The organism is Microbacterium dauci, from assembly GCF_030065535.1.
Lineage (GTDB): Bacteria > Actinomycetota > Actinomycetes > Actinomycetales > Microbacteriaceae > Microbacterium > Microbacterium dauci.
The window spans coordinates 380,013-400,878 of the sequence record NZ_JASJND010000001.1 but is presented as its reverse complement, the minus strand read 5'-3'; the positions used below and the strand labels follow the sequence as shown (position 1 = coordinate 400,878).

Annotated in this window: 21 protein-coding genes; 12 read left to right on the top strand and 9 right to left on the bottom strand. The window is 70.2% G+C overall.

Translation table 11 applies throughout. The annotated features are described in order from the left end of the window. Positions 1–11: 11 nt before the first annotated feature. Positions 12–1,103: a site-specific integrase gene (locus tag QNI14_RS01900; protein WP_283714491.1), complete on the top strand. Its 1,092-nt coding sequence runs from the start codon at positions 12–14 to the stop codon at positions 1,101–1,103. Between the two features lie 113 nt (positions 1,104–1,216). On the opposite strand, the gene nrdF is transcribed toward QNI14_RS01900, so the two are convergent. Genes nrdF through nrdH form a run of 4 tightly spaced genes read right to left on the bottom strand, consistent with a single transcriptional unit; the run spans position 1,217 to position 5,035 of the window. Further along, entirely contained in the window at positions 1,217–2,194 is a 978-nt protein-coding gene (nrdF, locus tag QNI14_RS01895) for a class 1b ribonucleoside-diphosphate reductase subunit beta (protein WP_283714490.1), read from the bottom strand. A 28-nt stretch (positions 2,195–2,222) separates the two neighbouring features. Then, the gene (nrdE, locus tag QNI14_RS01890; RefSeq protein ID WP_283714489.1) at positions 2,223–4,355 is read right to left on the bottom strand and encodes a class 1b ribonucleoside-diphosphate reductase subunit alpha; all 2,133 of its coding nucleotides are present in this window, start codon (positions 4,353–4,355) and stop codon (positions 2,223–2,225) included. A 5-nt stretch (positions 4,356–4,360) separates the two neighbouring features. Further along, positions 4,361–4,798 carry a class Ib ribonucleoside-diphosphate reductase assembly flavoprotein NrdI gene (nrdI, locus tag QNI14_RS01885; RefSeq protein ID WP_283714488.1) on the bottom strand — a complete coding sequence of 146 codons (438 nt, stop codon included), beginning with the start codon at positions 4,796–4,798 and terminating at the stop codon, positions 4,361–4,363. A 3-nt stretch (positions 4,799–4,801) separates the two neighbouring features. Then, positions 4,802–5,035, bottom strand: a complete 234-nt coding sequence (nrdH, locus tag QNI14_RS01880) for a glutaredoxin-like protein NrdH (protein ID WP_283714487.1) — start codon at positions 5,033–5,035, stop codon at positions 4,802–4,804. Positions 5,036–5,441: 406 nt separating this feature from the next. Between nrdH and QNI14_RS01875 the strand changes: the two genes are divergently transcribed. From QNI14_RS01875 to QNI14_RS01835, 9 genes are all read left to right on the top strand, one after another. Next, positions 5,442–6,647 (top strand): MFS transporter, encoded by a 1,206-nt coding sequence (locus QNI14_RS01875; protein WP_283714486.1) that lies wholly within the window; start codon positions 5,442–5,444, stop codon positions 6,645–6,647. 55 nt (positions 6,648–6,702) lie between these two features. Beyond that, positions 6,703–7,110: a DUF4260 family protein gene (locus QNI14_RS01870; protein ID WP_283714485.1), complete on the top strand. Its 408-nt coding sequence runs from the start codon at positions 6,703–6,705 to the stop codon at positions 7,108–7,110. After that, positions 7,107–7,661 (top strand): TetR/AcrR family transcriptional regulator, encoded by a 555-nt coding sequence (locus tag QNI14_RS01865; protein ID WP_283714484.1) that lies wholly within the window; start codon positions 7,107–7,109, stop codon positions 7,659–7,661. Before QNI14_RS01870 ends, QNI14_RS01865 begins: the two co-directional genes overlap by 4 nt. Before the next feature lie 9 nt (positions 7,662–7,670). Beyond that, on the top strand, positions 7,671–8,435 hold the full coding sequence (locus QNI14_RS01860; RefSeq protein ID WP_283714483.1) for an alpha/beta fold hydrolase: 765 nt from the start codon (positions 7,671–7,673) through the stop codon (positions 8,433–8,435). After that, the gene (locus QNI14_RS01855; RefSeq protein ID WP_283714482.1) at positions 8,432–9,589 is read left to right on the top strand and encodes an acyl-CoA dehydrogenase family protein; all 1,158 of its coding nucleotides are present in this window, start codon (positions 8,432–8,434) and stop codon (positions 9,587–9,589) included. The genes QNI14_RS01860 and QNI14_RS01855 overlap by 4 nt, the downstream gene beginning before the upstream one ends. Before the next feature lie 63 nt (positions 9,590–9,652). Then, positions 9,653–10,924 carry a DUF445 domain-containing protein gene (locus tag QNI14_RS01850; protein WP_283714481.1) on the top strand — a complete coding sequence of 424 codons (1,272 nt, stop codon included), beginning with the start codon at positions 9,653–9,655 and terminating at the stop codon, positions 10,922–10,924. Positions 10,925–10,951: 27 nt separating this feature from the next. After that, positions 10,952–11,299 carry a gamma-glutamylcyclotransferase family protein gene (locus QNI14_RS01845; protein ID WP_283714480.1) on the top strand — a complete coding sequence of 116 codons (348 nt, stop codon included), beginning with the start codon at positions 10,952–10,954 and terminating at the stop codon, positions 11,297–11,299. After that, positions 11,299–12,174: an agmatinase family protein gene (locus tag QNI14_RS01840; protein WP_283714479.1), complete on the top strand. Its 876-nt coding sequence runs from the start codon at positions 11,299–11,301 to the stop codon at positions 12,172–12,174. The genes QNI14_RS01845 and QNI14_RS01840 overlap by 1 nt, the downstream gene beginning before the upstream one ends. Next, the gene (locus QNI14_RS01835) at positions 12,171–12,641 is read left to right on the top strand and encodes a SixA phosphatase family protein (protein WP_283714478.1); all 471 of its coding nucleotides are present in this window, start codon (positions 12,171–12,173) and stop codon (positions 12,639–12,641) included. The genes QNI14_RS01840 and QNI14_RS01835 overlap by 4 nt, the downstream gene beginning before the upstream one ends. Before the next feature lie 2 nt (positions 12,642–12,643). On the opposite strand, the gene hutI is transcribed toward QNI14_RS01835, so the two are convergent. From hutI to hutH, 3 genes are read right to left on the bottom strand one after another with little or no spacing between them, the layout of a single operon-like run. Further along, complete coding sequence (gene hutI / locus QNI14_RS01830; RefSeq protein ID WP_283714477.1) at positions 12,644–13,909, bottom strand: imidazolonepropionase; 1,266 nt, start codon at positions 13,907–13,909, stop codon at positions 12,644–12,646. Beyond that, positions 13,909–15,558: a urocanate hydratase gene (gene hutU, locus QNI14_RS01825; RefSeq protein WP_283714476.1), complete on the bottom strand. Its 1,650-nt coding sequence runs from the start codon at positions 15,556–15,558 to the stop codon at positions 13,909–13,911. The genes hutI and hutU overlap by 1 nt, the downstream gene beginning before the upstream one ends. Then, positions 15,555–17,096, bottom strand: coding sequence for a histidine ammonia-lyase (gene hutH, locus QNI14_RS01820; protein ID WP_283714475.1), 1,542 nt, complete (start codon positions 17,094–17,096; stop codon positions 15,555–15,557). Before hutH ends, hutU begins: the two co-directional genes overlap by 4 nt. 139 nt (positions 17,097–17,235) lie before the next feature. Here hutH and QNI14_RS01815 point away from each other — a divergent pair, with 139 nt between their 5' ends. Then, the gene (locus tag QNI14_RS01815; protein WP_283714859.1) at positions 17,236–18,012 is read left to right on the top strand and encodes an IclR family transcriptional regulator; all 777 of its coding nucleotides are present in this window, start codon (positions 17,236–17,238) and stop codon (positions 18,010–18,012) included. Between the two features lie 376 nt (positions 18,013–18,388). On the opposite strand, the gene QNI14_RS01810 is transcribed toward QNI14_RS01815, so the two are convergent. After that, complete coding sequence (locus tag QNI14_RS01810; RefSeq protein WP_283714474.1) at positions 18,389–18,865, bottom strand: YbaK/EbsC family protein; 477 nt, start codon at positions 18,863–18,865, stop codon at positions 18,389–18,391. Further along, positions 18,862–19,665, bottom strand: a complete 804-nt coding sequence (locus QNI14_RS01805) for a methyltransferase domain-containing protein (protein WP_283714473.1) — start codon at positions 19,663–19,665, stop codon at positions 18,862–18,864. The genes QNI14_RS01810 and QNI14_RS01805 overlap by 4 nt, the downstream gene beginning before the upstream one ends. A 109-nt stretch (positions 19,666–19,774) precedes the next feature. Here QNI14_RS01805 and QNI14_RS01800 point away from each other — a divergent pair, with 109 nt between their 5' ends. After that, a complete protein-coding gene (locus QNI14_RS01800; protein ID WP_283714472.1) occupies positions 19,775–20,848 on the top strand; it encodes a Glu/Leu/Phe/Val dehydrogenase family protein in 1,074 nt (357 codons plus the stop codon). Positions 20,849–20,866: the final 18 nt, after the last annotated feature.

Sequence of the window (20,866 nt, the reverse complement as noted above, 5' to 3'; positions counted from 1 at the left end):
GAGCATCACCGATGTCAGGGACAATCTCGAAGTACGAGACGAAGGACGGCCCGCGGTACCGCGTGCAGTACCGGAAACCAGATAAGTCGGTCACCGGCAAGCGCGGCTTCAAGACGAAGAAGGAGGCCAGCCTCTACCTCGCGTCGGTCACCATCACCAAGGCGACCGGAGAGTACGTCGACCCGTCCCTCGGCCGGCGCACCGTTTCGGTGTTCGCGACCCAGTGGGAGCGCAGTCACCTGCCGACCCTCAAGCCCTCGTCGCAGGAAGGGATGCGGTCCTCGTACCGCACGCACGTCGAGCCGAAGTGGGGCGGGCGCAGCGTCGCTGGCATCCGACCGTCCGAGCTCGAGGACTGGGTCGGTGAGCTCTCCGGGCAGCGCGCCGCACAGACGGTCCGCCGGGCCGCGTTCGTGCTGAACCAGATCCTCGCGATCGCGGAGCGCGACAGGGTGATCCCACGCAACCCGATGGCCGGCGTGAAGCTGCCGAAGAAGAAGCGGAAGCCCCAGCGGTATCTCACCCACGACCAGGTCGAGACGATCGCAGCCGGAGCCGCGCATCCCAACCTCGTCCGCTTCCTCGCCTACACCGGGCTCCGGTGGGGTGAGGCCGTCGAGCTGCAGGTCGGCGACCTGAATATGCTTCGCCGCCGGCTAACGGTGGAACGCAACGCGGTCTACGTCCGCGGTCAGTACGTCGTCGGCACGCCCAAGACCGGCGAGCGCCGTGAGGTCGCGATGCCGCACTTCCTCGTCGGAGATCTCGCTCGAGCGTGTGAGGGGAAGCCGCGGTCGGGATTCGTGTTCGGCGATGGTGGCGCGCAGCTCCCCTACCCGCATGCGACGTCGGGGTGGTTCCAAGCTGCGGTGAAGGCGGCGCAGCTGATCGATGCGACGATCCCTCGGGTGACTCCGCACGATCTGCGGCACACCGCAGCATCGCTCGCGATCCAGGCCGGCGCGAACGTGAAGGCCGTGCAGCGGATGCTTGGCCACTCGTCCGCGGCCATGACGCTCGATGTCTACGCTGACCTCTTCGACGAGGACCTCGACACAGTTGCCGAGGCGATGAGCGCGGCCCGCGCGAAGTCGGTTTCGTGACGAGATGTAGTCAAAATGTAGTCACGACACGGAGGAGGCCCCCGGCGAGCGCTCATGCGAGCAGCTCACCGGGGGCCTCTTCGTTGGTCGAGATCCGCGGAATTACGCGGGTTTCAGAAGTCCCAGTCGTCGTCTTCGGTGGCCACGGCCTTGCCGATGACGTACGAGGAGCCCGACCCTGAGAAGAAGTCGTGGTTCTCGTCGGCGTTGGGCGACAGCGCGGACAGGATCGCCGGGTTCACGTTCGTGACCGTCGACGGGAACATGGCCTCGTAGCCGAGGTTCATGAGCGCTTTGTTCGCGTTGTAGTGCAGGAACTTCTTGACGTCCTCGGTCAGGCCGATGCCGTCGTAGAGGTCCTGCGTGTACTGGATCTCGTTGTCGTAGAGCTCGTAGAGCAGCGAGAAGGTGTAGTCCTTCAGCTCGTCGCGCTCGGCCTGGCCGAGGGTCTCGAGTCCGCGCTGGAACTTGTAGCCGATGTAGTAGCCGTGCACGGCCTCGTCGCGGATGATGAGGCGGATGATGTCGGCCGTGTTCGTCAGCTTCGCTTTCGACGACCAGTACAGCGGCAGGTAGAACCCCGAGTAGAAGAGGAACGACTCGAGCAGGGTGGATGCCACCTTGCGCTTGAGCGGCTCGTCGCCACGGTAGTAGTCCATGACGATCCGAGCCTTCTTCTGAAGGTTCTCGTTCTCGACCGACCAGCGGAACGCGTCGTCGATCTCGGGCGTCGAGGCGAGCGTCGAGAAGATCGACGAGTAGCTCTTCGCGTGCACCGACTCCATGAACGCGATGTTCGTGTAGACCGCTTCCTCGTGCGGGGTGATCGCATCGGGGATGAGCGAGACGGCGCCGACGGTGCCCTGGATGGTGTCCAGGAGCGTCAGGCCGGTGAACACGCGCATCGTGGTCTGCTGCTCCTCGGGGGTGAGCGTCGCCCACGACTGGATGTCGTTGGACAGCGGCACCTTCTCGGGCAGCCAGAAGTTGTTCACGAGACGGTTCCAGACTTCGAGGTCCTTGTCGTCCTGGATGCGGTTCCAGTTGATCGCCTGGACCGAGCCCAGCAGCTTCAACGGTTCGGGGGTCATGTCGTTTCTCTTTCGAATCTCAACCGGCTCAGAGCATGCAGGAGACGCACTCGGTCATGTCGGTGCCCTCGAGCGCCATCTGACGGAGACGGATGTAGTAGATCGTCTTGATGCCCTTGCGCCACGCGTAGATCTGCGCCTTGTTGATGTCGCGCGTGGTGGCGGTGTCCTTGAAGAACAGCGTCAGCGAGAGGCCCTGGTCGACGTGCTGCGTCGCCGCGGCGTACGTGTCGATGACCTTCTCGTAGCCGATCTCGTACGCGTCTTCGTAGAACTCCAGGTTCTCGTTCGTCATGAACGGAGCCGGGTAGTAGACGCGGCCGATCTTGCCTTCCTTGCGGATCTCGATCTTCGACGCGATCGGGTGGATCGAGCTCGTCGAGTTGTTGATGTACGAGATCGAGCCGGTCGGCGGGACCGCCTGCAGGTTCTGGTTGTAGATACCGTGCTGCTGGATCGACGCCTTCAGCGCGAGCCAGTCCTCCTGCGTCGGGATGTGGATGCCTTCGAAGAGCTCCTCGACGCGGGCCGTCGCCGGCTTCCACTCCTTTTCGGTGTACTTGTCGAAGAACTCACCCGACGCGTACTTCGAGTCCCAGAACCCGTCGAAGACCTGGCCGCGCTCGATGGCGATCTTGTTGGATGCCTCGAGGGCGTGGAACAGCACGGTGTAGAAGTAGATGTTCGTGAAGTCGATACCCTCCTCCGAACCGTAGTGCACGTGCTCGCGGGCGAGGTACCCGTGCAAGTTCATCTGTCCGAGGCCGATCGCGTGCGACTTGTCGTTGCCGTCCTCGATCGAACGCACCGAGCGGATGTGGCTCTGGTCGCTGACCGCGCTGAGCGCACGGATGCTGGTTGCCACGGTGCCGGCCAGGTCGCGGCCGTCCATCGCGAGGGCGATGTTCATCGACCCGAGGTTGCAGGAGATGTCCTTGCCGATCTGGTCGTACGAGAGGTCCTCGTTGAACGTCGTCGGCGTGTTGACCTGGAGGATCTCCGAGCACAGGTTCGACATGTTGATCCGGCCCTTGATCGGGTTCTCCCGGTTCACCGTGTCCTCGAACATGATGTACGGGTAGCCCGACTCGAACTGGATCTCGGCAAGGGTCTGGAAGAACTCGCGCGCGTTGATCTTCGTCTTCTTGATGCGCGAGTCGTCGACCATCTCGCGGTACTTCTCGGTGACCGAGATGTCGCCGAACGGGACGCCGTAGACCTTTTCGACGTCGTACGGCGAGAAGAGGTACATGTCCTCGTCGTTGCGGGCGAGCTCGAACGTGATGTCGGGCACGACGACGCCGAGCGAGAGCGTCTTGATGCGGATCTTCTCGTCGGCGTTCTCGCGCTTGGTGTCGAGGAACTTCATGATGTCGGGGTGGTGTGCCGACAGGTAGACGGCACCGGCACCCTGACGCGCACCGAGCTGGTTCGCGTAGCTGAAGCTGTCTTCGAGCAGCTTCATGACGGGGATGATTCCCGAGGACTGGTTCTCGATCTGCTTGATCGGGGCGCCCGCCTCACGGATGTTCGAGAGGAGCAGCGCCACGCCGCCGCCTCGCTTGGACAGCTGCAGCGACGAGTTGATGCCGCGCGAGATCGACTCCATGTTGTCTTCGATGCGCAGCAGGAAGCACGACACGAGTTCGCCGCGCTGCGCCTTGCCGGCGTTGAGGAACGTCGGCGTCGCGGGCTGGAAACGGCCCGAGAGGATCTCGTCCACCAGGTTGTTCGCGAGGTCCTGGTCGCCGGCCGCGAGCGCGAGGGCCGTCATGACAACGCGGTCCTCGAAGCGCTCGAGGTAGCGCTTGCCGTCGAAGGTCTTCAGCGTGTAGCTCGTGTAGTACTTGAACGCGCCGAGGAAGGTGTCGAAACGGAACTTCTTCGCGTAGGCGCGGTCGTTGAGCTGCTGGATGAACTCGAACGGGTAGGCGTCGATGACGGCGCCCTCGTAGTACTCCTTCTCGACCAGGTAGTCGAGCTTCTCCTTGAGGGAGTGGAAGAACACCGTGTTCTGGTTCACGTGCTGCAGGAAGTACTCCCGCGCCGCGCGCCGGTCGGCGTCGAATTGGATCTTCCCGTCCGCACCGTAGAGGTTCAACATCGCGTTGAGGGCGTGGTAGTCCATGCCCTCGAACCGTGCCTCCGTCTTGAAGGCCATGTCGGTCACTGCAGTTTCCACCAGTCTTCCAATCCGCCGCTCACGCGGTCGACGTCTTCGGGCGTGCCGAATACTTCTAGCCGGTACAAGTGCGGCACCTGACACTTGCGGCTGATGATCTCGCCGGCGAGGCAGAAGTGCTCGCCGAAGTTGCTGTTCCCCGCGGAGATGACCCCCCGGATCAGGGAACGGTTGCGCTCGTCGTTCAGGAAGCGGATCACTTGCTTGGGGACCGCCCCCTTCTCTTCTCCACGACCCTGGCCACCCCCGTACGTGGGGGTGACCAGCACATATGGCTCCTCCATCTGCAGGAGGGGCTCGGTGGCGTGGAGCGGGATGCGACGTGCCGGCATCCCGAGCTTCTCGACGAATCGTGCCGTGTTCCCGGACACGCTCGAGAAGAAGACGAGCGGCGGCACGTGCGTCGCAACGGCCGCGCTCATCGGTCAGACCAGTCGCGAAGCGAGCTCGTCGATCTTGTCGGGACGGAAGCCCGACCAGTGGTCCTCGTCGGTGACGACGACCGGAGCCTGCAGGTAGCCGAGCGACTTCACACGCTCGAGCGCTGCCGGGTCCTCGGAGAGGTCCAGGACCTCGTATTCGATGCCCTTCGAGTCCAGTGCGCGGTACGTCGCGTTGCACTGCACGCAGGACGGCTTCGTGTAAACGGTGATCGCCATGATGTTCGGCCCTCTCTCCCCTCGATGTCCCTGTGTTCCCAGCGGCTGACCGCCGGTGTTTCCAGCGATTGCCCGCCGGAATTCCCGTGGTTGCCCGCCGGGAGCTCAATACTACATATGGGTACGGACACTGGCGAGCACCACAAGGGCTAGTAGTTACATCCGTGTAGTTTTCCCACCGTCCTCCACAGGTACAACACAACTTGTCCACCGTTTCATCCACAGATCCGGGTCTGGATCGCCCGGTCGAAAAGTCCTGGAATCCGCGGAAAACGAAGCGCCTGCGGGGCCGTCATCCACAGTTGCGACGGTAGGTGGGACCTCCGACATCGGATTCGGGCAGCACCGGCGTGTCGGGCGTGTCGCGGCGTGTCGGCACGACCCGCTCCGCGAGTACGGTTGACGGGTGGCGGGATACCAGGAACTGCTGCGTGCACCGGGCGTCGCACGCATCATCGCGGCACAGCTGACGGCACGCTTCCCGAGCGGGATGACCAGCCTCGCGGTGCTCCTGCACGTGGAGCAGACGACCGGCTCGTATGGGGCCGCGGGTCTCGTGCTGGCCGCGGCATCCGTCGGTCAGGCGATCTCGGGACCGGTCACGAGCCGCTGGATGGGCATCTGGGGTATGCGCCGCGTGCTCACGCTGACGGCGGCGGTGTGCGCGGCGGCGATCCTCGTGCTCGCGGTCGTGCCGTTGGGACTCCCCGGCTTCATCCTCTTCGGCTTCCTCGCCGGTATCTCGAACCCGCCGGTGCAGCCCGCCGTCCGCACGATCTACCCGAAGATCGTCACCTCGCGCCAGCTCACCCCACTGTTCTCGCTCGACGCGAGCCTGCAGGAGATCATCTGGATCATCGCGCCGGTCGTCACGACCCTCGTCGCGACCCAGGTCGGGACAGTGCAGGCGCTGCTGCTCATCGTCGCCATCCTCATCGGCGGGTGCGCGTGGTTCATCCTCTCCCCCGAGGTCGGGCGCGTGCGCATCCCCCGCAGCCGCCGCGGGTTCGGCAAGGTGCTCGGCAAGCCGGTCGTCCTGCTCGGCACCGTCATCGGCTTCCTCCTCATCGGCGCGTGCGCCGCGGTCGAGGCGGGCGTCGTCGCCGCGTTCGGGCATGACGGCCTCGAGGCGGGCCTTGTCCTCGCCGTGTTCGCGGTCGGCAGTCTCGCCGGCGGTCTGTCATTCGGGCATGTGCCGATCGGACCGTGGGCGATGGCGCGACGCCTCGCCGTCGTCACGGTCGGTGTCACCGCGATCGTCGTGTCGCTCGACGTCTGGTGGATGGGCGCCTCGCTGTTCGTCGCCGGCATCGGCATCGCCCCCGCCCTCGCCGCCATGTTCGCGATGACGAGTGCGAGCGTGAAGTTCAGCGAGACCGCCGAAGCGTACGGCTGGATGGGCACCGGACAGCTCATCGGCGCGGCCGCGGGTTCCGCGGTCGCCGGGTTCCTCATCGACGGGGTCGGCCCGACCGGCGCGTTCTGGGCGGCCGCCGGCTTCGGCGTGCTCGGCACGCTCGTCGCAGTGGTGTTCGTCCGTGGCTTCCCCGATCTGCGCGGCCGCGACGCGAGCCCGATTCCCGACACCGAGCCCGTCCCCGTCATCACCTGACCGGCCGACCCCGAACCCGCCCCATTCGGCCACGAAGGCTAATAGTATTAGCCACATGCATCCGATCCGCCTCCTCTGGCTTGCGCTCGCCCTCACCCTCCTCGGCTTCAGCATCTTCGAAGGCGTCAAGCACGGGTGGGGAGCCACCGCAGTGCTCATCGCCGCGGGGCTCGCTCCCGACCTGCCGCTCATCGGCGGCTTCGCCGGAGGCGGGCGGCTCCGTCGTGAGCGGGTGCGCGCATACAACCTGCTGCACCATCCCCTCCTCCCCCTCGCTGTCGCGGCGGCCGGCGTCGCGGTGTCGTTCGTCACGCCGGACGCCGTCTGGCTCCCGGTGTTCCTCGTCGGCCTCGCGTGGTTGACGCACATCGCCGTCGATCGCGCCGCCGGCTACGGCCTGCGGGCGGCGGATGGCACGATCCGTCCGGTCGGCGTCGCCGCGCGCACGCCCTGCAGCGCATGAGCAGGCGCGACGACCTCCTCGGACTCGCGGCACGGGTGCTCGAGACGGAAGGACTGGAAGGCTTCGGCATCGGATCACTCGCCCGCGCGGCGGGCGTGCGCCCTCCCAGCCTCTACAAGCACTTCGAGGGGCTCCCCGATCTGCACGCGGCACTGGTCTCTCGGTCGTTCGCATCCTTCGCGGATGCCGTCAGCGCGGCGTTGGCCGAGCTCCCCGCGCGGGCCGAGGCTCACGATCGTGTCATGGCGTTCGCCCGCACCTATCGACGCGAAGCGCTCGCGAATCCACAGCACTACCGGCTCATGACCGAACGTCCGCTCGACCGCGACCGCCTCGAGCCCGGTGCCGAGCACGACGCGATGAGCGACCTCCTGGTGCTCTTCGGTGAGACTCCCGACGAGTATCACGTCGCGCGGGCCGCGTGGGCGTGGGCGCACGGCCTCGTGTCCCTCGAGATCGCGGGCCGCTACCCCCCAGGAGCCGACATCGAGGCCGCGTGGGACGTCCTCATCTCCGCCCTCTCCGACCGCGCAGCCGAGGCCCGGTCGTAGGCTGTGCGCATGCCCGCACCCGTCGCCCTCCCCCGACTCACCTGGGGCGCACCAGGTTCGTCACGCCATGCGCTCCTCGTCCACGGACTCGGCTCGAATGGCGCACTCATGTGGCGGTACGCGGTCGCCCTCGCCGACGCCGGGTGGCGGGTCGACGCGGTCGACCTGCGCGGGCACGGCACGGCGCCGCGCACCCTCGACTACTCGATCGCGGCGTACGCGGAAGACCTCCGGCAGACCGGGCCGTCGGACGACGAGCCGTGGGACCTCGTCGTCGGGCATTCCCTCGGCGGCGCGGCATCCACCCTCGCGAGCGCGACGTCTCCGGCATGGACCCGTCGGCTCGCGCTCATCGACCCCGCGATCCACCTCGAGGACCGCGACCGGCAGACCGTCCGCGCGAGCCAGGAGCGCGCGTTCGCCGACACGTCCGAGGCGGCGGTGCGCGCCGAGCATCCCGACTGGCACGATCTCGACATCGAGTTGAAGGCGATCGCGGCGCAGCAGGCGAGCCGCTGGGCCGTCGAGCAGACCAGCGTGCAGAACACCCCGTGGGACGTCCGTGAGGCCGCCGCCCGACTCACCGTCCCCACGCACGTGATCGCCGGCGACCCGTCCGTGTACTCGATCTTCGAGGGCGCCCTCGCGGCCGAGGTGCTGCGGAACCCCGTCGTCTCGATGACCGTCGTGCCCGGCACCGGCCACTCCCCCCATCGCGACGACCCGGATGCCGCGGCCGCAGCGCTCCTCGCCTTCTCGGAGGGCGGCGCATGAGCGTCGACGCCTTCCTGCCCGACGACCTGCTCGAGCGGATCCGGTCGCGAGCGGCATCCGTCGACGCCGAGAACCGCTTCCCCGATGAGGATCTCGCCGAGCTCCGGGATGCCGGGTACCTCGCACTCTTCGTGCCGCCCGAGCTCGGGGGCGCGGGCCTCGGGCTCGCTGAGGTCGCAGCGCTGCAGCAACGGCTCGCGACCGCCGCCCCCGCCACGGCGCTTGCCGTGAACATGCACCTCGTGTGGACGGGCGTCGCATCGGTGCTCGCCGCGCGCGACGACGACGCGCTGCGGTTCGTGCACGAGGGCGCGGCATCCGGCGAGGTCTTCGCGTTCGGCATCAGCGAGGCCGGCAACGACCTCGTGCTCTTCGGCAGCGACACGCAAGCCGCACCCCAGCCGGACGGCTCGTACGCGTTCACCGGCACGAAGATCTTCACGTCGCTCGGTCCGGTCTGGACCCAGCTCGGCCTGCACGGAGTGGATGCCACCGACACCGCCGACCCGCGCATCGTCTACGCCTTCGTCCCCCGCTCCGATGCGGTCGTGACGCGCGACGACTGGGACACGCTCGGCATGCGCGGCACCCAGTCGCGCACCACCGAGCTGCACGGTGCCGTCGCTCCCGCCGACCGCGTGGTGCGGAGCCTGCCACCGGGGCCGAACCCCGATCCGCTCGTGTTCGGCATCTTCAGCGTGTTCGAGGTGCTGCTGGCCGCGGTCTACACCGGCATCGCGCGACGCGCGCTCGACCTCGCCGTCGAGACCGCGAAGACGCGCACATCGAAGAAGACCGGCACGACGTACAGCCAGGACCCCGACATCCGGCGGCGCGTCGCCGACATGGCGATCGCCTACGACGCGCTGCCGGTGCAGATCGCGCAGCTCGCGCGCGACGTCGACGGTCTCGCCGACCACGGCGCGATGTGGTTCCCGCGCCTCAGCGCCCTGAAGCACCGCGCGGTGACGATGGCGAAGGAGGTGGTCGACGAGGCGATGCTCGTCGCCGGTGGGTCGTCGTACTTCACCCGCAACGAGCTGAGCCGGCTGTACCGCGACGTGCTCGCGGGCATGTTCCACCCGTCCGACCCGGAGTCTGTGCGCAGCGCCGTCGCGAACGCGTGGCTCGGTCCGGTCGGCGCTCAGCGCTGACCGAAGCACTGAACCGCAGCGCTGAACCGGGGCGCAGAACAGCCCGCGTGGCAGGATGGCCGAATGGCCAGACTCCCCTTCGCCTCGCTGAGCGCCGCCGATCAGCAGCGGGCCCGCGGCCTGCGCGCCATGAAGGCGGTCGCACTGGGGGCGCTCCTGTGCATGGCGATCGTCTTCGTCATCGCGTTCATCCTCGAGCAGGACGTCCCGACGTGGGGCTACCTGCGCGCGGCCGCCGAGGGCGGCATGGTCGGCGCACTGGCCGACTGGTTCGCGGTCACGGCACTGTTCCGGCATCCGCTCGGCATCCCGATCCCGCACACCGCGATCATCCCGCGCCGCAAGGACGAGATCGGGCGCACGCTGGGCGAGTTCGTCGAGACGAACTTCCTCGAAGCGGAGGTCGTCCGCCAGAAGCTCGACTCCACCGCCATCGCCCGCACCGCCGGCACTTGGTTGCAAGACCCCGAGCACGCCGAGAAGGTCGCCGCCGAGGCGTCGACGATGGCGGTCGGCGTGCTCACCGCGCTCAGCGACGACGAGGTGCAGGAGCTCATCAGCGACCTCGCGCACGAACACCTGCTGAGCCCCGCCTGGGGACCGTCGATCGGCGGCTGGCTCGCCCGTGTCGTCGATGCTGACGCGCACCGCGGCGCGGTCGACCTCGGGGTCGACAGCATCGCCCGCTGGCTCGAGGCGAACCGCGAGTCGTTCGACGGCCTCGTCTCGCGGCGCCTGCCGTCGTGGGTGCCGTCGGTGGCGATGCGGCTCGTCGACGACACCGTGTACCACGAGGCCACGAAGTTCGTCGCGGCCGTGCAGCGCGACCCCGACCACCCGGCCCGCCGGGCGCTCGACGGGTATCTCGGCCGACTCGCCGAGAACCTGCAGCACGACGGCGAGACGATCGCCCGCCTCGAGAGCGCGAAGAGCACGGTCTTCGACAGCCCGCGACTGCGCACCCTCGCGGCCGACGCGTGGAACACCGCGAAGGCGGGGCTGCTGCGATCGCTCGAGGACGAGCAGAGCGGCCTGCGGCGACGCATCACCGCGGCGCTGCGCGACCTGGGCGAGCGCCTGGCGACGGATGCCGCGCTGCAGGCTCGGGTCGACGGACGCATCGCGGATGCCGCCGTGTTCCTGGTGGGTCGCTACCGCCACGACATCGCGTCGATCATCACCGACACGGTGGAGCGCTGGGACGCCGACGAGACCAGCCAGAAGATCGAGCTCATGGTCGGTCGCGACCTGCAGTACATCCGCCTCAACGGCACGATCGTCGGTGCGCTCGCGGGCCTTGCGATCTTCACGGTCGCGCACGCACTGCTGGGCTGACCGGCCGCCCGTCGGTAGCCTGGAATCGTGACGGTGGAGCCCGCGGACCAGTTGCTGTTCACCTACGACACGCTGCAGCACGCCGAGGTGCAGCTCGATACGTTCGGGCGGATCCCCGAGAGCGAACCCGACATCCTCCCCGGGTACACCGTCGACTACGCCGAGATCGAGGACCCCCGCGTCGTGGAGCGCTCCGGGCTCGGCTCCCACCCCATCCTCCGCGCCACCGGGAACCCGGTCGACAAGGTCGTGGGCCGGGTCCTTCGCGTGACCGCCGCTGAGATCGACGCCGCCGACGAGTACGAGGTCGCGCTGTACCACCGCGTCGCCGTCGTGCTCACGAGCGGTCGCACCGCGTGGGTGTACGTCGGCTGATGGCGCTCTCGACTGATCCGCTGTGGCCGCGCGCCGGTGCCTGGGTGGTGCCTTCGGGACCGACGGATGCCACGCTGCTCGGCCTGCCCGCGCACCGCACGTCGCTCTCGCCGACCGGCGCCCATGCGACGCCGGCCGCGATCCGCGAGGCGCTGCGCCGGTTCAGTCCGACGCTGCTCGGTCCTCCCCCGATCGACCTCGCCGAGGCGCTCCGGATCGCGGATGCCGGCGACGTGGCCGACCCCGACGGCCCCGAGGGCGAAGCGCGCGTGCGCGAGCGAGTGCAGGAGCTCTCGACCGGGCTGCTCATCGCGCTCGGCGGCGACAACTCCGTCACCTACGCCACCGCACAAGGGGCGGGCGCGACAGGACTCATCACCCTCGACGCGCACTTCGACCTGCGCGACGGCGTCTCGAACGGCTCCCCCGTCCGACGGCTCGTCGAAGACGGCCTCGACCCGCGCCGCATCGTCCAGATCGGCATCGCCGACTTCGCGAACTCCGTCGCGTATGCGCAGCGTGCCGCCGATCTCGGCGTCACCGTGATCAGCCTCGACGAGGTACGCCGGCGCGGTGCCGACGACGTCATGATCCAGGCGCTCGAGATCGCCGGGTCCGGCGGTGGTGCCGTGCACCTCGACATCGACGTCGACGTCTGCGACCGGTCGGTCGCGCCAGGGTGCCCGGCGTCAGTGCCGGGCGGGCTCGAGGCGTGGGAGCTGCGGGCGCTCGTGCGGGTCGCGGCATCCGATCGGCGGGTGCGGAGCGCAGACATCGTCGAGGTCGACGCGACCGCCGACACCCCCGACGGCCGGACGGTGCGCCTCGCCGCGCTGTGCGTGCTGGAACTGCTGGCAGGAAGGGCACTGGCATGATCACCCTCGTCATCGCGCGGCACGCGAAGAGCGATTGGGGCTCGCCGGGCCTCGACGATCACGATCGTCCGCTGAACGACCGCGGACAGCGCGATGCGCCCGTCATGGCGCGGCGGCTCGCCGACACCGGGTTCCGGCCGGGTGGCATCCTCTCGTCGACGGCACTGCGTGCGCGGACGACCGCCGCGGTGTTCGCCGACGTGCTGGACGCGCCGCTGACCCTCGACGAGGGACTCTACGGCGCGCCGGCCGCGACGCTGCTGGCTGCCGCGGCTGCGAGCGGCCACGACGCCGTGATGGTCGTCGCGCACGACCCAGGGATGACGGTGCTCGCCGACCGACTCTCGGGCGGTGGGATCGGACACATGCCGACCTGCGCCGTCGCGACCTTCACGTGGGACACCGACGACTGGGACGTCGCGACGGCGACCGATCCGACGACCTGGAGTGTCGACACTCCGCGCTGAGTTCAGCTGAGGCGGATGCCGCGTCGGTACACGTCCCTCACGAGCGGAACACCCGGCCGGTAGGCCAGGTGCCGCCGCGAGGGCGCGTCGAGCACGACGAGGTCGGCCGATGCGCCCACCCCCAGGTGCCCGACGTCTCGTCGGCGGAGCGCACGGGCGCCGCCCGCGGTCGCGGCCCACACCGCCTCGCCGACGGTCATGCCCATCTCGCGCACCGCGAGCGCGATCATGAGCGGCATCGAGCTCGTGAAGCTCGACCCCGGATTGCAGTCGCTCGCGAGCGCGACCGTCACGCCGGCGTCGATGAGCCGCCGCGCGTCGGGGTATGGCTGCCGCGTCGAGAACTCGACCCCCGGCAGGAGCGTCGCGACAGTTTCCGACCCGGCGAGGGCGGTGACGTCGTCGTCGGAGAGATACGTGCAGTGGTCGACGGATGCCGCGCCGAGGCGCGCCGCGAGCTGCACGCCTGGCCCCTCGCCGAGCTGGTTGCCGTGCACGCGGATGCCGAGCCCTTGGTCGGCGCCGGCTCGCAGGATGCGCTCACTCTCGTCAGCGGTGAACGCGCCGCGCTCGCAGAAGACATCGACCCAGCGGACGTGCGGGTGGGCGGCATCCAACATCGCGGCGCAGACGAGGTCGACGTACGCCTCACGCTCCGCGCCCTCTGGAACCACATGCGCTCCCAGGTACGTGACCTCGTCGGTCACCTCAGCCGCGAGGCGCGCGAGCCGCGCTTCGCCGTCGACAGTGAGGTCGTAGCCGGTCTTCACCTCGAACGTGGTGGTGCCCTGCGCGTGCAGTTCGGCGACGAGCTTCTGGAGTCGGGCGCGCAACTCGTCGTCGGTCGCGGCGCGCGTCGCCGCGACCGTCCGCCGGATACCGCCAGCCGCATACGGCGTCCCCGTCATCCGCGCCTCGAACTCGTCGGCCCGGTCGCCCGCGAACACGAGGTGCGTGTGGCTGTCGACGAACCCGGGGATGACGGCGCGCCCGCCGACGTCGACGATCTCGACCGCCGCCGAGGCCCCATCCCCCGCGCCATTCGGCGAGAGAACATCTCCGCGCCAAGAGAACGGGTGCGCACTGTTCTCTCGGCCGCCATGTGTGCTCTCGCGGTCGGTGAGCATGGCCGGCACGTCGGCGGCCGCGCCGACCCACGCGACGCGGCCGTCCTCGATGAGCAGGGCGGCGTCGGCGAGCGTCGCGGTACGGTCGGCGGCATCCGCGTTCGTGGTGAGCTCGCCGATGCCGGTCAGCAGCAGCGACATCAGGCGTCCAGCATCGGGACGGTCAGGCCGCGCTCGCGCGCGACGTCCTTCGCCCGGTCATAGCCGGCATCGACGTGGCGCATGACCCCCGTGCCCGGATCGTTCACGAGCACGCGGGCGAGCTTCTCGGCGGCGAGCGCCGACCCGTCGGCGACGGTCACCTGCCCGGCGTGGATCGACCGGCCGATGCCGACGCCGCCGCCGTGGTGGATCGACACCCAGGCGGCGCCCGACGCGGTGTTGAGCAGCGCGTTCAGCAGCGGCCAGTCGGCGATCGCGTCCGAGCCGTCGGCCATGGCCTCGGTCTCGCGGTACGGACTCGCAACCGACCCGGCATCCAAGTGGTCACGACCGATGACGATGGGTCCGGACAGTTCACCGGATGCCACCATCTCGTTGAACTTCAGTCCGGCGAGGTGCCGCTCTTTGTACCCGAGCCAGCAGATGCGCGCAGGCAGGCCCTCGAAGTGCACTTGCTCCCCCGCTTTCTCGAGCCAGCGGTGCAGCGCCGTGTCCTCGGGGAAGAGCTCGGCGACGGCGCGGTCGGTCTTCGCGATGTCCTCCGGGTCTCCCGACAGCGCCACCCAGCGGAACGGTCCCTTGCCTTCGGCGAACAGCGGCCGGATGTACGCGGGCACGAACCCCGGGAAGGCGAACGCGCGCTCGCACCCGCCGAGCTCCGCCTCGCGGCGAAGGGAGTTGCCGTAGTCGAAGACCGCGGCGCCGGCGTCCTGGAAGCCGACCATCGCGTCGACGTGCCGGGCCATAGAGGCGCGCGCCCGCTCGGTGAAGCCGTCCGGGTCGGCCGCGGCCTCGTCCTTCCACCGGTCGAACGGCACGTCGATGGGCAGGTACGCGAGCGGGTCGTGCGCGCTCGTCTGATCGGTGACGATGTCGATCGGGATGCCGCGGGCGAGCAGCTCCGGGAACACCTCGGCCGCGTTGCCGACGACGCCCACCGACAGCGCCTCGCCCGCATCCTTGGCGGCGAGCGCCCGTGCGACCGCGGCATCCAGGTCGGCCGTGTACTCGTCGAGATAGCCGTGCGCGACGCGTCGTGCGAGCCGCGACTCGTCGACGTCGACGACGATGACCGCGCCGCCGTTCATCGTGACCGCGAGCGGCTGCGCGCCGCCCATACCGCCCGCGCCGCCTGTGAGGGTGAGGGTGCCGGCGAGGTCGTCGCGACCGATCGAGCGGGCGACCGCCGCGAAGGTCTCGTACGTGCCCTGGAGGATGCCCTGCGTGCCGATGTAGATCCACGAGCCGGCGGTCATCTGGCCGTACATCGTGAGGCCGAGGTGCTCGAGCCGCCGGAACTCGGGCCACGTCGCCCAGTCGCCGACGAGATTGGAGTTCGCGATGAGCACGCGCGGCGCCCACTCGTGCGTACGGAACACGCCCACCGGCTTGCCCGACTGCACGAGCAGCGTCTCGTCGGGCTCGAGCTCGTCGAGGGTGCGGACGATCGCGTCGAACGCCTCCCACGAGCGCGCCGCCCGCCCCGTGCCGCCGTAGACGACCAGGTCGTCGGGGTGCTCGGCAACCTCGGGGTCAAGGTTGTTCATCAACATGCGCTTGGCGGCCTCGGCACCCCAGCTTTTCGCGGTCTTCTCAGCGCCTCGCGCGGCGCGGATCGTGCGGGTCATGCGTGTGCTCCTTCGAACGCGGTGCGGGAGATGTCCCCCGCGAGGACGAGGCGGGTGACGGCTTCGAGGTCGGGCGCGACGAACCGGTCGGGGCCGGGACCGGGGACGACGGTGCGGACGAGGTCGCGGACGGCGCCCGTCACCGCGGCGGGCTCGAGCGGGGCGCGCAGGTCGAGCGCGCGGCATCCCGTCACGACCTCGATCGCGAGCACCCGGGCGAGGCCGTCGATCGCGCGGCGCAGCTTGCGAGCGGCGGCCCAGCCCATCGACACGTGGTCCTCCTGCATCGCCGACGAGGGGATCGAGTCGACGGATGCCGGCACCGCGAGGCGCTTCAGCTCCGAGACGATCCCGGCGGCCGCGTACTGCGCGATCATGAGGCCGGAGTCGACACCGACCTCGTCGGCGAGGAACGGCGGCAGCCCGTTGCTGCGGTTGCGGTCGAGCGCACGGTCGGTGCGCCGTTCCGAGATGGATGCCACGTCGGCCACCGCGATCGCGAGGAAGTCGAGCACGTACGCGACCGGCGCCCCGTGGAAGTTCCCGTTCGACTCCACCCGCCCGTCGGGGGTCACGATCGGGTTGTCGACGGCGGAGGCGAGTTCGCGCTCGGCGACCAGCGTCGCGTGGCCGGCGGTGTCGCGCGCCGCGCCGTGCACCTGCGGCGAGCAGCGGAGCGAGTAGGCATCCTGCACGCGCGTGCAGACGGCCGGGTCGCGGTGGCTCGCGACGACACCGGACCCCGCGAGGGCCCGACGCAGGTTCGCCGCCGAGACCGCCTGCCCGGACTGCGGACGCAGCGCCATGAGGTCGGCCGCGAACACGGCATCCGTCCCGAGCTGGCTCTCCACCGACAGCGCCGCGGCGAGGTCGGCGGTGTCGAAGAGGACACGCAGATCGGCGAGCGCGAGAGCGAGCATGCCGAGCATGCCATCGGTGCCGTTGATGAGGGCGAGGCCCTCCTTCTCCTCGAGGACGAGGGGACGGATGCCGGCCGCTTCGAGCGCCGCCGCGGCGTCCACGACCTCGCCGTCGGCGTTCCGGACCGGGCCCTCGCCGAGGGCCGCGAGCGCGACGTGCGACAGCGGTGCGAGATCGCCCGAACAGCCGAGCGAGCCGTACTCGTGGACGATCGGGGTGATGCCCGCGTTCAGCATTGCGGCGTACGTCTCGGCGACGACCGCGCGGACGCCGGTGCGCCCGGTCGCGAGGGTCTGCAGACGCAGGAGCTGCAGGGCACGGACCACCTCGCGCTCGACCTCGGGACCGGTGCCGGCGGCGTGCGAGCGGATGAGACTCGCCTGCAGCTGGCGGCGGCGATCCGGCGCGATGAACGTCGTCGCGAGCGCACCGAAGCCCGTCGAGATCCCGTAATGCGGCTCGGGGTCATCGGCGAGCTGCTCGATGAGCGCCCGCGTCTCGGCCACGCGGGCGAGGGACGCTGCGGACAGTTCGACGCGCGCATCGTGGCGCGCGACGGCGACGACCTGGTCGGGAGTGAGCGGGGCGTCACCGAGGACGACGGGAAGGTGGGGCATGGTCCGATTCCACCGCTCCGGAGGCGCGGCGGCGATGGGGTCGTGGCATCCTGTGTCTGTGTTTCCAGACAAGCCGCAGGCGCCGATCTCAGACAAGCTGCAGGCGCCGATCGGTCGCGATGACGCAGCCAGACCGCAGGTGCCGGCGGCCGACCAGACCCTGCGGATCCTCGCGTTCCTGTCGCACCAGCGCGGACCGGTCGCGGCGCAGACGATCGCCACGCAGCTGTCCATTCCGCGCTCGAGCGTCTACCACCTGCTCGCCGCGATGGCGGCACACGGCTTCGTCGTGCACCTCGAGTCGGACCGCCGGTGGGGTCTCGGTACCGCGGCGTTCGAGCTCGCGGGTGGGTATGCCAGGCAGCAGCCGCTCGCGCGCCTCGGCCGCCCGATCGTCGCGCAGCTCGCCGACCGCGCCGGCGAGAGCGCGCACCTCGCCGTCATGACGGGCCGCGACGTCCTCTACATCGTCGAGGAGCGCGCGCCACGACGCCCGGCCCTCGTCACCGACGTCGGCGTCCGCTTGCCCGCACACCTCACCGCGACCGGCCGCGCGATGCTCGCGGCGCTCCCCCGCGAGCAGGTGCGCGCGCTCTACCCGGATGCCGCAGCCTTCACCGCCCGCACCGGCCGCGGCCCGCAGCGGCCGGGCGACCTGCGCGAGCTCCTCCGCGAGACGCGCCGCACCGGCGTCGCGACCGAGGACGGCGAAGTGACAGCGGGCTTCCGGTCCGTCGCCGTCGCGGTGCTCGACCACGCCGGCTGGCCCGCCGCGGCCGTCGCCGTCACCTGGCAGGACGACCCCGACGCCCGCGCGGCGGATGCCGACCCCGCGGCATCCGCCCGCATCGGCGAGCTCAGCACCCTGGCATCCGCCGCCGCGGCCGAGCTCGCGCGCCGCATCGGCGGCCACTGAGCAGGCCGCCGCGTTCACAACTCCTCAGAGACTGACGCCGCGGGCCGATGTCACCGGTTACATCCCCGCCACGACCAATCCTTGAGGAGTTGTGCACACGCGGATGCCGCGCCGCCGGCAGCACTCCGGTCGGAGTTTCTGCGCGTCGCAGCCCAAAACCAGGCGGGTTCAGCCCCCGCGCAACCGAGTCTCCGGAGTTATTGCCGGGCCGCCGCGTCGCCGCGCCGCGGCCCCAGCCCCCGGAATGCCCGCCGCATCGGCGCCCCCGCACCCCGGAATGCCCGCCGCACCCGCCACGTTCCGATACTGGCGCGACCTGATTCATCGCTGACGGCTTCGCCGGGGCCAACGCTGACGATCGCCCGCCCGCGGGTGTTCAGTCGACGGCGACGACGCGGCCCCCAGTGAGCGCGACGAGCTGGTCGTAGGTCATCGGGAAGACGGTGTGCGGCGTGCCGCCGGCCGCCCAGATCTCCGGATAGGTCGCGAGGTGCTCATCCACGAGGGTCTCGAGCGGCGCCGGATGCCCCGTGGGCGCGACGCCGCCGATTGCCTGACCGGTCGCCTCGCGCACCTGCTCGGGCGTCGCGCGGGTGATCTTGCCGCGGCCGATCCGGGCGGCGAGCGCGGCGGTGTCGACGCGGTGGGCACCGCTCGTCATCACGAGCAGCGGCGCGCCGTCGCACTGGAACACGAGGCTGTTAGCGATCGCGCCGACCTCGACGCCGAGCGCCTGCGCGGCGAGGACGGCGGTGGATGCCGCATCCGGCAGCACCACGATGTCACCCTCGATCCCGGCGGCGCGGATCGCGTCGTGGACGAGCCTGCTGCGGGCGGGCAGGTGCGCGGTCATCCGCGGGCCAGGATCTCGCCGTGGGGCATGAGCATCCACCCGTCGGGCGCGGCAGTCCATTCACGCCAGCCGGCCGAGATGCGCTCGAGGGTCGCCTGATCGGCGACGCCCTGCTCGAGCGCGTGCTCGGCGTAGGTCGAGTGCAAGGCGCGATCGGCCCACGACCCGCCCCACCAGGCGCGCTGCTCGTCGGATTCGAACAGCCAGGTCGACGCACTCACCGTGACGTCGGCGAACCCGGCCTCGCGCGCCCACTGCTTGAGGCGGCGGCCCGCGGCGGGCTCACCGGCGTTGTTCCGCCCGACCTGCAGCAAGATGGCGAGCCATTCGTCGAGCGCGGGGATGTGCGGGTGGATGAGCACGCCGGCGTAGTCGACTTCGCGCGCGGCCACGAGGCCGCCCGGGCCCGCGACGCGGCGGAACTCCCGGAGCGCGTCGACAGGGCGCGCGAGGTGCTGCAGCAGCTGGTGCGTGTGGACGACGTCGAACGCGCCGTCCGCGACGTCGAGGGCATAGGCGTTCGCAACGGCGAACTCGACGTTCGTCACGCCTTCGGCAGCAGCGTGGGCCGTCGCCTGCGCGATCACGTCGGCCGAGGCATCCACGCCGAGCACCCGGCCGGGCGCGACACGGCGCGCGAGATCGACGGTGATCGTGCCGGGCCCGCAGCCGATGTCGAGCAGCGACTGCCCGGCCTGGAGGTGCGGGAGGAGGTAGCCGACCGAGTTCTCCGCGGTCCGCCAGGTGTGCGCCCGGAGCACACTCTCGTGGTGCCCGTGGGAGTAGCGCTCCGTGATCATGCGCTCAGCCTAGGCGCGCGGGCTCGGGCGAGGCAGAATGATGACGGATGCCGCACAGCCGCGGCATCCGATCACGCAGAGCCCACAAGGCCCGTCGAGAAGGACCGCGATGACGCACACCCTGCCCCTGCCCGATTTCCGCCACGAACGCGTGGAGGTGACGACGGGCCGCCGCAGCGGGCTCGTGATCACCGTCGCGCTCCACTCGTCGACACTCGGCTCCGCCCTCGGCGGCGCGCGCCTGTGGCGGTACCCGCACTGGTCCGACGCGATGGGCGATGCCCTGCGCCTGTCGGCCGCGATGACGCTGAAGAACGCGGCCGCGGGCCTCGACGCCGGCGGCGGCAAGTCGGTGATCGCGCTCGGACCCGAGGAGACCCTCGACGCCGACCAGCGCCGTGCTGCGTTCCTCGACCTCGGCGACGCGGTGAGCGCCTTCGACGGCCTGTACCGGACGGCTGAGGACGTCGGCTCGACGACAGACGACATGCTCGTCGTCAGCGAGCGCACGCCCCACGTGGTCGGACTGCCGAGCTCCGTCGGCGGGTCGGGTGAGCCCGCAGGCCCAACCAGCCGCGGCGTCTACGCGGCGCTCCGTGCGACCCTCGAACGCGCAACCGGCTCGGGTGACGTCGCCGGGCGTCGCATCACGATCTCGGGGCTCGGTCAGGTCGGGAGTCGCCTCGCCGTGCGGCTGTCCGACGAGGGCGCTGTCCTCACCGTCACCGACGTGAACCCGGCGAAGCTGTCGCTCGCCGCCGAACTCGGCGCGACCTGGGTCGAGCCCGGCACCGAGCACCTCGTCCCCGCCGACGTCTTCGTGCCCGCCGGCATCGGTGGCGTCCTCACCGACGAGGTCATCGACGTCCTCGCCGCGGGCGCCGTGTGCGGCCCGGCCAACAACCCGCTCGCCGACCGGTCGGGCGCGGAGCGGCTCGCGGGGCGCGGCATCCTCTACACGCCCGACTTCGTCGCGAACGCGGGTGGTGTGATCTACCTCGACATCGAGGCGAAGCACCCCGGCCACGGCGATGAGATCGCCCGCCGCATCGACGGCATCGGCGACACCGTGCGTCGCCTGTTCGACGAGGCATCCGCTCGTGGCATCACGCCGCTCGAGGCCGCCGAGGCGTACGCCGCGGAGCGGCTCTCGGCGGGCACCCGCGTTCCAGCGAGCGTCTGACGTGTGCGCCCGGGGCCC